Genomic DNA, 11,759 nt, shown 5'->3' with positions numbered 1-11,759 from the left:
CGAATAGACTCAATGAATGCTATTAACTCTTACCCATCTTGTAATAACTCTCCAGGGTATGTTTGCCAGCCGGAAGCTTAGTGAGCAAGAACGGCACGGCACTGCGTGGGAAAGACACATCGGTATGTACTCGGGTGGTGAGGTGGGCTGATTTTTCATGATCGTCCCGGCTCTTGATTATCGAGGTACCATTACAGCCCTGAACACAAAGTTCCGCCCCTATAACCGCCTCTTGCAATCCGCTAGCCCGGAGGACTTTCTCCTCTTGGTACCACTTACCCACCGCAAACCCTGTTTCGGCAAGCCAAACCTCTCGCTCAAATTCGAAACTGTGGCGACGGCTAAATCCCTCTTCCCCATCAACGGATATGACAGTAAGTACCTTGACCTCACCAGATTGCCAGTAAATGGATAGCTCGTCAGAAGAGACAGTAACCTCTAGGTTTTTCTGACGCATCTGCCAGTTGGCGCCCTGATCAAAGCTCAGTGCCAAAATGTTATCGCCGAAGCTAAGCTTTTCGCTATAAAGCAAGGCATTAATATCCATGCCCCCAAAAGTCGAGTAAGCAAACTTATTGTATTTATCGAGCTGAAATAGCGGATGAATATTTGCCCCATAATGAACAATGCTATTGCCATCAATTCGCTGAACCAATGTCTTATTGGCTGGCATGGCAACCACACTGTTGCGGTACGCCAGAGGCTCTTCCCCGCACACCCAGAAATCAGAATCATCAGGCAGCATTAGTGGGAAGAACGCTTTCATCGCCCAATAGGGAGACGTCGGTGAGTTGTATACCTCACACATGTGGAGGTTGGGGTAGTCATATCCTCGACTCAACCGGCCATCGTGAGTAAAAATAGGTTTGTGCTGCCAACTGCGAAGGTGCCGTGCCCACAACCCTTTAATTTGCCCTGGTGTAAACGTGGCTTCCCCAACAACTGAATAGGCCGCCCAGAAGCCACAGCATGCAAAGCGGTAAGTCAGAGATCGCCCTTGCGCTAAGGTATCGCCATTGTCTGCGAACCAATAGCTAAAGGGTTCTGCAAATGCATTGGCTCGCTCGATAAACAGTTCTGCATAAGCCGGATCTTTATGTTCGAACAACGTCGCATAGATAAGGCCGTAGAAATGCATGGCAAAGCCACCATAATGATCAACGGCCTCAATATCACCGTCCCCATACCAGCCATCATCCAGATACCAGTTTTTAATTTTCTCAAGATAATGCTGCTCTAATTTGGTATCAACCAAGTCAGTGCGTCCAACCTTACGTAGCCCTTGTTGGACAAAAATAGTAAAGAACAACCAATTATTATGGGACGTCGGTTTATCTTGAATACTCGCCAGCCACAACGCCAAGTTATCCTGTTGTCGTTCGGTCAGCGGCTCCCAGCCTTGTTCAGGCAAAACAGCAAGCAATAAGCCAATCGCAGCCATCTCAACGCTGCGTTGGTCTACATCACCCAATACTCCCCAGTATGTCTCTGAGCTGGGTTCTGTTCCCTGAATAAGCAACTCTCGAATTAAAGGCCAGTGTTCAAACTCACCGCCCCCCAATGTCAATGGAATAACACCCCAGAGCGGCCTAGCCACACCTTCAAGTGAGCTCGCTACCATATCAAAGCAGGCACCGCCCTCATCGAAATCGATCCTCGGTCCTTGCTCACGGTAATAGGGAAGCAAGGGAGTAAACAAATCCCGCGCCAATTGCTGGAAATCAGTCTTAGTTTGCATTGGGTTGTTGGTAAAAATAGCGTGTTTCATAACTCGGCCTCCTAGCTGATTAAACCGAAGAATTTTGGAAGTCCAAGGCTTAACATCGGCACGTAAGTCACCAGCAGTAGGCCGATAAACTGCACAAAGAAGATAGGTAGCAATGGCTTGATTACATTCGTTATCTTCTCGCCGCTTATACCACACGAAACAAATAGCACAGTGCCGACCGGCGGTGTGACAATACCCATTGAGAGGTTGTAGATCATAATGATACCAAAGTGGACAGGATCAACACCTAAGCTCGTCACTACTGGATACAAGATCGGGGTGAAGATCAGCTGGGCCGGAGCCATGTCCATAAATACACCCACCATCAACAGCGTCAGGTTTATCACGAACAAGATGATGTACTTATTCTCACTCACCGCAACGAGCATTTCACCTACCGTGTCGGGAATGCTGGCGAAAGTCATCGACCAACTCATTAACCCAGAACACGCGATCAAGAATAAAATCACTGAAGTGCTCAGTGCCGAGTCATACAAGGTTTTCATCAAGCTTTTGACGGTAAGCGTCCGGTAACAGATAGCAAGAAGCAAGCTGTAAATGACTGCGATTCCCGATGCTTCAATGGCTGTGAACATACCGCCGATAATCCCGCCGATCACCACCACAATCAAGAACATACTAGGCACAGCTCGCCAAATGATATCCGCGACCTCACCAAACGAGTAATGGGTTGTATCTATAGGATAATTGTTCTTGCGGGCAAAACGGTAAGCAACCAGCATGACACTCAAGCCCAGAATAATACCGGGCACATAACCACCAAGAAACAGAGCGGCAATTGATGCACTACCACCGGTGATCATGGAGTAAACAATAAATGCACCCGCTGGCGGGATCAGCATGCCTGAAATAGAAGAGGACGCATTAACCGCTGTCGAAAACGGCATATCATAGTTCTTCTCTTTTGCCATCGGCGTGATGATCCCACCAATAGCGGTAGAAGAAGCAATGGCCGAGCCCGACAACGAGCCAAACATCATATTGGCGACAATGTTGGTCTGCCACAGGCTGCCCGGAATGCGCTTACCAATCAACATAGCAAAAACAATCAATCGCTTGGCAATCCCGCCTTGGTTCATGATGTTGCCTGCCAGAATAAAAAACGGCAGCGCCAGAAAACCGAAACTATCAAGTCCACTAAACAGCTTCTCACTGGTCGTGCCCATCAAGTTAACAAAATCAATTTGTAACGACAGAGTGAAAATACCGGAAAAAGCCAACCCGACAGCGATCGACGTTCCCATCAACAAGAAAAACAAAAAAGAGATAAACAAAGTGAAAAAAGACAGCATTTCGATATTGCTATAGAGATAATCATCGAAGGCATCTAGCTGTTTAAGTTGAGAATATCCCACAACCAGTAATCCGGCCCCGACAATGTAACTAAGCAATACCAATGCTTGGCGGGGTTGCTGTTTAATGTCTTGGGCGATGGCATACACCTGGCTAATCATTATCAATATGCCACTGATGACCAATACGCTTTGTACCACCCCCAAAGGAACCTGTAACGTGGGGGTTGAGAGACTGAGGTTTTTCGTTGCAGCAACATAACCGCCCCAGCTCATCACGGCCCCTAGCAGCACATACATGAAGCGGCTAAACAGCTCCATCTTCTGGCGCACTGATGGTGATACATAGTCCAATAACAGGGGCAAGTTAAGATGGGTGGATTTGATAAAGCACAGGGCGGCGCCGAGAATACCAAGCCAAATTAATGAGAAACGTAATAGCTCTTCAGACATCGCGCTGGGCGAGTTAAATACATAGCGAGCAGCGACCTGATAAACAATCAAGACACTCATTGCCGCTAATAGGAAAGTTAAAATGACTTTGAGGGATTTCTCCAACACCTCGATAAAACGCCACGGCCGGTGCTCTATCAAATCAGCGTTGTTAATATTTAACTGGTTCATATCCGATCCCTAGTTGTTATTGGAGTGTGCTTGTTTATTGTTATTTATTGAAGTTAGGCAGGCTGCTGTAGGGTAAGCAGCCTGCTTAGGGGGTTAACGATCTTGAATCGTAAAGATGGTTTCGAGCAGTTCGCTTTTGACCGGATCAGCCAGAGCATCATCGTACATCGGCTGCATGCGAGCGATCAGAGGCTCTTTATCTATCACGGTATATTGAACGCCCAGTTCAGATGCAGCTAATGCTTCTGATTTTTCGATTTGCTCAGCAACAGCATTGAAAGATTTCTTGGTTGTGCGTAAGAACTCCTCCTCGACAATCGCTTTGTCTTCATCGCTGAGCGATTTTAAGAAACGCTCGCTCGACACCACAAAGTCAGTGAGTCGAGTATGTTCTGTGCGCAAGGCATACTTGGACACTTCACCAAACTTTACTTCCCACAATCCGGCTAAACCGCCTTCAGCACCATCAATAATGCCTTGTTGCAATGCCGGGTATACCTCACCAAAGTCCATCGGTGTGGGTACTCCCCCGATTGCTCGGATCAAGTTCATGTAGGTATCACTCGGGGAAGTACGCAGTTTCAAACCTTCCAACTCTTCAAGGCTTGTGACTGGGCGAGTGGTATAGACACTGCGGAAGCCATTACTAAGAAAGCCCATTGGGTACACATTTTTTGACGCAACCGCATCATAAATCTGCTTGTTGACCTCAGGATTGAGCATGGTCGTTTCATACTCCTCCAGGTCCCTGAAGATATAAGGCAGGTTAATCGGCGTTATTTCAGGTGCAAGGTTCTCCAGTGTCGCACTGTTGACCAACCCCATATCAATCACGCCACTTTGGATCTGTTGCAGGTACTGGGCTTGGCCGCCGAGCGTGCCATTCCAAAAGAAGCGAAGACTTACCCGGCCATCAGTGCGGTCTTTAATTGTCTGCCCCATCTCTGTCAACAAGGTACCAGCGGCATCCTCGCTTGGAATGTTGGTGGCAAATTTGTAGGTTTTAGCGTGAATATTGGTTGATGCCAATACCAGTGCACCGAGAAGCAGAAGCTTGGTTTTCATTCCTTTCATTTTTTTATCCTTTTAGTTCAACGTTATTGTTTAACCATTACCAGAACAATTTGTTATGGCCGAGCGAGCGTAATACCGCTTCAAAATAGTAATAATCACCATATGGCAGCATGGCATTGGCCAAGTAATCTAAGTCGCGTTCAATCGCATGGGGGACAGATGAAGCGGCATCGGAAAGCAACCCTTGCGCCCCTTCAACATGGGTTAAGTCATAGTGTTCGCGCAGCGCCAGCAGCATTTGCATGGCCACATCGTGATATTTGGCCGCCTGACCTTTGTCGCCCTGACGCTCAAGTACTTCAGCCAAAATAAACAGACCGGCCGATGTTACCGATCCGGCTGAAGTATCTTTATATTGAATTTCATTTTCAGGCAGCAAGTAATCCCACACCGGCACCATGTCATCAGTGATTTTCTCAAGCATATAGTCGGTTAATTTGGCACTGACCTCGGCATAACGCATATCACCCGTCATTAAAGCCATTTGGGCATAACCATGGATCGCCCAAGCCTGGCCGCGGCTCCAACATGACTCATCCGCATAGCCCTGATGGGTACAGCCACGTAACGGCTTGTTGGTCGAAGTGTCAAAATCAAAGGTGTGATAGGTACTGTAATCTTCACGCACTATGTGCTGAAGCGTCGTCTCGGCCTGCCCAATTGCAACCTGCTTAAAGGATTCCACATTGGTTTCCTCATACGCCCACCACAACAAAGACAAGTTCTGCATACAGTCGATGATAATCTTGCCCTGAACACTTTCTGCATGGGCTTTATCTTCAGCGCCGGCTGTCCAAGCCACTATATAGTTTCCGTTCCAGTTATAGCGGCTGCGCAATGCCTCTGCTGCTCGAAGTCCAAGCTCTCGTGCTTTAGGGTCACCGGTTAGCTTGTAGTCAGCGACCGAAGACAAACTAAATTCAAAGCCCAAATCATGGTTAAGCCAAAGAGGTTTATCGAGGATTTTGGCCATATGAGCATTGCGCATACGAGCCATATTCTTAAGCTCCTGCTTCCCTGTCAGCATATAAGCTAGCCACAGTTGCCCAGTCCAAAACGAATCTGTCCAGAAATACTCATCCGGATACAGCCAAGTAAAGTCCTTTGCTCCCGCACCGACCATCGGGTTTCGAATACCAATGACCGGCGCATTTCGCTCAATAGTTGCGATAATGTCGTGTTTGATCTTTTCCAAATTCTGCGTCATTTCCAAAGCCTCAGCATAGAGATAAATGTGACCACCCCGGCAAAATGAAATGTTTCATGGAATCATGAAAAGATAAAATAAATGCAATTTCATGACTGCGAGATGTCATTGATTGATTTTTATCTTACCCAAATGAATGGAACTATCTGTGATAACAACCACGAAATGAAACAACAGCAAATAATGAAACGTTTCATGATTTTAATGAAAACTGCTTGTATTGTTCTGATAGTTGCTTTACAACTACGGCTAGATGAATGCCATATTGCACATTGGTGACAGCAAGTACCTTTGGTACCCGCCGCCTCGCAGGAGCCCACTTTGAAAATGCAAACAAACTCACATAAAAAGCCGACACTCGAACACATTGCGACCATCGCTGGCGTATCCAAAGCAACGGTTTCACGGGTTCTAAATGGCAGCCCCAAGGTCAAAGAGGACGTGGTAAAACGAGTTGAGGCAATCATCGAGGAAACGGGGTATGTGAAGAAAAGAAGTGCGCTGGAAATTCCACTAACTCTTGATACGCTGACGGTATTTTGTGACGACTCGGCATTTGCCCCTCATACCTTCTATGGCACCTTGCTCAATGAGCTTAAAATCGAAGCCAGTAAGCTCAACATCAAATTAGAGATGTCGATGTTCAACCAATTGACATCGGATGAGCAATTGAGCAGCCGGCTGGATCAAGCACAAGCCTTGTTGATATTAGGTACGCCGAATCAAGATGTGATCCGACAGGGCCAAAAAACCAAACTGCCGATTGTGATCATCAACGGTGTTGATCCTTATATGCAATACCAAAGCATTTCACCTGACTATGAATTCGGCGGCTTTCTTGCAACGGATCACCTGATCCGCCACGGCCATTCAAAGATCAAAATTCTAACGGCCAATGACCGGCACTCAACCTACCAGAGAACCGATGGTTTCTTGAGGGCTATGAATATGGCTGGTATCGAGTTCGACAGAGACGACGTCGTTGTGGACTTTGTTAAATATGCAGACAAAGTGGAGTCAGCCCGAGGGCTAAGCGGAAATGAGCTAATCACCAACCCTTCAGGTGATTTTGGAGCTCGTGAAATACTGCCTCTACTCATTGATGAAGGTGTCTTTAACGATTGTACCGCGGTATTTTGTATCTGTGACATGATGGCACTGTCGCTTATTGAAGCCCTTTCGAGTCTTGGGGTTAGAGTGCCAGAAGATATTTCTGTGATCGGCTTTGACAATCTAGGGGTTGGTGCCATCTCCACTCCCCCGCTAACCACAATCAGCGCCGATTACAATAAAATAGCCCAAACAGCCGTACACAAGTTGATCACTATAATGAGCACACCAGCCAAAGTGGCCACCCGATCAAGTATGGCAGTAGAGTTAATCCAAAGGGGCTCGGTAGCTGCACCGCAATAACAAGATTAAGCATAGTGGAAGTGATTATCAATCAAATACATACATGATTTCCTTCTGGGAAGTACCTAACAAGTGGCCTGAATATGACTCAGGCCTTCCATTTCTTGGCACACCCCTGCCCGACTCAAAACACATTTAGATACATTTCCCCAAGTCATTTTTCAGTGCCTATTCAAGCAACGAAGCTATGATGGTCACGAATTATCCCCCAAGAAAAGTAATGCTATGAGTGTGTTCGATCTAATCGCTGAAAACCAAATTCAAGACTACAACCGCCGCAAAGCCAATGGCGAAGTAAATGAATCGCAAACTATTAAGCCGGAGGAAAGAACCAGCTTTGAATCTCACTTATTTAAATCCATTGTTGGTTGCTACGAAAAAGCCGCGGAGAAGCCTGAGGGTGAACGTCAATCGTTAGAAGAGCGCGCTGAGAATCTGCGAATGCAATTACTGATCGGTCTAGAACAAAAAGGTATGCGTATTACTGCCCAGTCAATGTCAAAAGAGCTGATGGCCAAACGCCAAGCGATATTGGGTTGCGAATAACTAAACCCAAATACCAATGCGTAATTGTACACAGGGATCGTGTCATTTTACTTTGCTATTCCCACCCACAGGGAAATCTATTCACTCCAGTCTAAATGTGTCCACTTGTAACTGTGCATTACATTACATTAACACCAATCAGGACATTGGTCTCACTTATTAAAAACTTCATTACATAGCCATAAACTCAACTAAGAAACAAGATGCACATCAAGTTTTTTAACGTCCTTTTCTGATTAATTGACAACCAAGCAGAGCGGTCAGAAGGACGATGTTATGAGAGTACCCATTCGATGCCCAGAATGTTATTGCACCTCTGGTTTAAACCGAGTTAGGCGTAAATGGCATGAAAAGCCACTCACCACAACCGGACAAGAAAAACTTCAATGCCCAGCTTGTCTCTCTTTTTTCATGCGTGGAATAGGAGAGCAAACATTACTGTATATTGGCACTCATGATGCAGTGAAGAAAAAACAGCCAGAATTTGAGCTTTAACCTTTCCATACACATTTAGTAAGCTCAACCACCATAAAAGCGCCGGACAAGTTTGGCGCTTTTTAATATCAGCTACTGCGCCCCCCAAGCCAACCTCGATGACCCCCACAAAGTCTTCATTGACCATTCAGTGGCCGATAATGATACTTATATGGCGATCGAACACAGTAGTGGCCAGCGAAGCTAGCCCGACCCACAATGAAAATAGCGACGAACTAATACACTCAGCATCGAGGGCACGCATGCACAATATGGATTTTCAGCAACGCTTGGTAATAGACACCAAGAAGATGGAGTGGCTGCCCAGTCCCGCTAACGGAGTATGGCGCAAGCCGCTTGAACGACAAGCCAAAGAAACGGGCCATACCACTAGCATCGTGCGCTACGCAGCAGGCTCGTCATTTGCCCCCCACTCTCACCCTATGGGTGAGGAAATCTTTGTCCTTGAGGGTGTATTCTCGGATGAGACCGGTGATTTCGGGCCCGGAACCTATATCCGTAATCCGCCGGGGAGCCAACACGCGCCGTTCAGCAAACAAGGCTGTACTATCTTCGTCAAACTCAACCAGTTTTTGACGCAAGACAGCCAACAGATCAGCATCGATACTAACAAGGCACCTTGGCTAGCAGGGATCGGTGGTTTGCAAGTCATGCCGCTGCACGAGTTCGGCCACCAGCACACCGCCTTGGTGAAATGGCCAGCCGGTGAGCGGTTCCAGCCCCACCACCACTGGGGAGGGGAAGAAATACTGGTGCTCTCTGGTCAGTTTCAGGATGAATTTGGCCTATACCCAACAGGTACTTGGCTGCGCAGCCCCCATCTCAGTGAGCACTTCCCCTTTGTCGAGCAAGAAACGGTTATCTGGGTGAAAACAGGGCATTTACCGCAACAAGGCGATTAAGTGGATGAGATGTGACCTATTATAAATAACCACGCATTATTCAGCCCTGAAAGCCAGCTGGCTCACATCCGGCTCAACCTGCCACTGTTCACTATCCTGCCACCAAAACGTCGTCTGGAATGGCTGTGACATATCCAAGCTCTGGCCTACCAGCGGCGTCACCAGTTCCACCCCGTGAGTTTGCGCCTCAGCAATCAAATCATTGACCGGTTCATCCCATTTGTGCAGGAACAATTCGAACGTTGACCAATGAACGGGAAACAGTTTGTCACCGCCGACATCCAAGTGCGCCTGCATGGTATGGGCAGCCTGCATATGGCCCCATCCCTCTACCGGGTAGCCTTTACCGTCTTTGACATTGGCCGCAACTTCGATAAAGGTCATATCAAACGGACCTAACCGCTCACCAATTTGCTTGAAATGATCGCCATAGGCCGAATCACCACTGAAAAACACACTGCCAGCCTCCGCTTGAATCGCCCAGGATGACCAAAGAGTGCGATTACTATCGAATAGGCCGCGGCCTGAATTATGATTAGCAGGCGCCGAGGTAATGCGAACCGTACCGACGGCAATACTCTCCCACCAGTCAAACTCTTCAATATTGCCCGGCTTCACCCCCCACTTTTCAAGATGACGTCCAACACCTAATGGAACGAAGAACCTTACATTTTTATCAGCATAAAAACGGGCGGTTTTCTCTTCCAAATGATCGTAGTGGTCATGGGAGATTAAAATCACATCCGGCTGGGGCAAACTTTCACGGCTGACCGGTGCATCAACATTACGCGAGAACATTCTGGAAAATGCTAACGGTGATGCGTAATCAAATACCGGGTCAATCAACATGCGCACACCATCGGCTTCCAAAAACAGTGACGAATGCCCCAGCCAAGTGACTCGCAATGCGCTGCTCGGGCTTTCCAACAATGGGGTATCTACCGCCTGGAATTGCAGACGTTGCTGGGGCTTATATTGATCGCGCTGCATGAAGAATTTCCACATGACCGACAGCATACCCTCTTCACTTTTTACACTGGGCATATGGCTAATGGCTTTGCCATCTTTAAATTGAGGCGAGCTGGCAATGCGCGCTTCCCGGATCTCATGGCTACGCACATAACTGCCGTCTGTATTTGCACTTCCACTGCTGTATGCCACTAAGCCAAGGGCCCCCATTACGGCAACCAAAGATGCTTTCAGTGTAGTTTTCATTTGTTGCTAGCCTCAAAAGTAAACGATGGTGTATACTTTTCATCATAGCCACTAAAATTAGAAAGTAAACACCACCGTTTACCTTTTAATTCGACATCATTACGTACATGGGTAATTTTTATGGGTAAAGTCGCTGAAATAAAAAAGGAAAATATCGTCTGTGCCGCGCTGGAAATTTTTTCAGAAAAAGGGTTAGAACAGGCGAGTATGGAAGCGATCTCGAAAAAAGCCGAAGTCTCCAAGCGAACGCTTTACAAGTATTACCCAACCAAAGAAAGCTTGTTCGAAGTCATTGTTGAGCGGCTTGTGTCAAACGTTAAGGTGATCAGTTCTATTTCGTTCAACCCAGAACAGAGTATCGAAGACCAGCTAACGCATATTGCACACAAAGAGGTAGCCTTGCTCTGCAGCCCTTGCTTCATGGCAGTTGCACGCGTGGTGATGAGTGAGTGTATCCGCTCCAAAGATCTCGCAGCTTTAATGGTTGATAAATTTCAGCCTCTCGACGACTGCCATGGTCTTAGCCAGTGGATCCGCGACGGCATTGCTGCAGGCAAACTTGATGTCGCCCACCCAGACGTTGCCTCAGAGCAATTCATTGCCAGCCTAAAAGCCACTGTTTTCTGGCCCCAGATCATGGCCCATATGCCAGCACCGGACGCCAACGTACAGCAGGCCACCATTGAATCGGCGGTCAAAACATTTGTTGCGGCATATGAAGTTCAGACGGGCTAAGCCTATTCTATTCGCCTAAAAGTTCGCAGTTAAAGCTCTAACGGGCTTCTACACTTGATGTGATACCCACAACAAGGAGTGTGCCATGTCCCGAGTTTTTTCTTGCCTATTTGCCCTACTACTTATCGGGGAAGTCAATGCTGATGTAAAGATTTCTGGCGACGGATTCGAAATCAGTAAAGACTGCCTAAAACTCGAATCTGACAATGTCAAAATCACCTCGGAAGAGTGTGAGCAATGGAAAAAGAACCAAGAAAACCGCAGTGTTCACGGTGATAACAATCCGGGCAAAGGCAATAAAAAAGACAAGAAACCCAAAAAAGAAACCTACTAAATCCAACGTTCATCATATTTGCTCATTGAAGCGATCAAAAAAGCCATCCGCTGGATTAATGCCGATCGTTTAAGCTAACTTGAACGATCCTGCAGTTAGGCGATAATCCCAACTAGTTGATTTCTAGTTGGGA

At 47.0% G+C, this 11,759-nt stretch carries 10 protein-coding genes; 5 read left to right on the top strand and 5 right to left on the bottom strand.

The window, feature by feature from the left end; translation table 11 throughout:
* Positions 1–22 precede the first annotated feature (22 nt).
* The 4 genes from ACVA53_RS19930 to ACVA53_RS19915 all read right to left on the bottom strand — a co-directional run bounded on the left by ACVA53_RS19930 (position 23) and on the right by ACVA53_RS19915 (position 5,986).
* The gene (locus ACVA53_RS19930) at positions 23–1,768 is read right to left on the bottom strand and encodes a DUF2264 domain-containing protein (RefSeq protein ID WP_446506044.1); all 1,746 of its coding nucleotides are present in this window, start codon (positions 1,766–1,768) and stop codon (positions 23–25) included.
* Positions 1,769–1,779: 11 nt separating this feature from the next.
* Positions 1,780–3,705 carry a TRAP transporter large permease gene (locus ACVA53_RS19925; protein ID WP_446506043.1) on the bottom strand — a complete coding sequence of 642 codons (1,926 nt, stop codon included), beginning with the start codon at positions 3,703–3,705 and terminating at the stop codon, positions 1,780–1,782.
* A gap of 93 nt (positions 3,706–3,798) precedes the next feature.
* Positions 3,799–4,779 carry a TRAP transporter substrate-binding protein DctP gene (dctP, locus tag ACVA53_RS19920; RefSeq protein ID WP_446506042.1) on the bottom strand — a complete coding sequence of 327 codons (981 nt, stop codon included), beginning with the start codon at positions 4,777–4,779 and terminating at the stop codon, positions 3,799–3,801.
* A 37-nt stretch (positions 4,780–4,816) separates the two neighbouring features.
* Positions 4,817–5,986, bottom strand: a complete 1,170-nt coding sequence (locus ACVA53_RS19915; RefSeq protein ID WP_446506041.1) for a glycoside hydrolase family 88 protein — start codon at positions 5,984–5,986, stop codon at positions 4,817–4,819.
* A 327-nt stretch (positions 5,987–6,313) separates the two neighbouring features.
* Here ACVA53_RS19915 and ACVA53_RS19910 point away from each other — a divergent pair, with 327 nt between their 5' ends.
* The 3 genes from ACVA53_RS19910 to ACVA53_RS19900 all read left to right on the top strand — a co-directional run bounded on the left by ACVA53_RS19910 (position 6,314) and on the right by ACVA53_RS19900 (position 9,342).
* Positions 6,314–7,399 carry a LacI family DNA-binding transcriptional regulator gene (locus ACVA53_RS19910; RefSeq protein WP_446506057.1) on the top strand — a complete coding sequence of 362 codons (1,086 nt, stop codon included), beginning with the start codon at positions 6,314–6,316 and terminating at the stop codon, positions 7,397–7,399.
* Positions 7,400–7,624: 225 nt separating this feature from the next.
* Positions 7,625–7,945, top strand: coding sequence for a hypothetical protein (locus tag ACVA53_RS19905; RefSeq protein ID WP_446506040.1), 321 nt, complete (start codon positions 7,625–7,627; stop codon positions 7,943–7,945).
* A gap of 737 nt (positions 7,946–8,682) precedes the next feature.
* Positions 8,683–9,342 carry a cupin domain-containing protein gene (locus tag ACVA53_RS19900; RefSeq protein ID WP_446506039.1) on the top strand — a complete coding sequence of 220 codons (660 nt, stop codon included), beginning with the start codon at positions 8,683–8,685 and terminating at the stop codon, positions 9,340–9,342.
* Between the two features lie 36 nt (positions 9,343–9,378).
* Here the strand turns inward: ACVA53_RS19900 and ACVA53_RS19895 are convergent, their stop codons facing one another.
* Entirely contained in the window at positions 9,379–10,557 is a 1,179-nt protein-coding gene (locus ACVA53_RS19895) for an MBL fold metallo-hydrolase (RefSeq protein ID WP_446506038.1), read from the bottom strand.
* A gap of 120 nt (positions 10,558–10,677) precedes the next feature.
* Here ACVA53_RS19895 and ACVA53_RS19890 point away from each other — a divergent pair, with 120 nt between their 5' ends.
* Both ACVA53_RS19890 and ACVA53_RS19885 read left to right on the top strand, forming a co-directional pair.
* Entirely contained in the window at positions 10,678–11,292 is a 615-nt protein-coding gene (locus ACVA53_RS19890; RefSeq protein WP_446506037.1) for a TetR/AcrR family transcriptional regulator, read from the top strand.
* Positions 11,293–11,377: 85 nt separating this feature from the next.
* On the top strand, positions 11,378–11,626 hold the full coding sequence (locus ACVA53_RS19885) for a CG2 omega domain protein (RefSeq protein ID WP_446506036.1): 249 nt from the start codon (positions 11,378–11,380) through the stop codon (positions 11,624–11,626).
* Positions 11,627–11,759 lie beyond the last annotated feature (133 nt).

The organism is Photobacterium sp. DNB23_23_1, from assembly GCF_052873815.1.
Note: the sequence above shows the minus strand (reverse complement) of the source record. Positions and strands in the feature narration are given on the sequence as shown.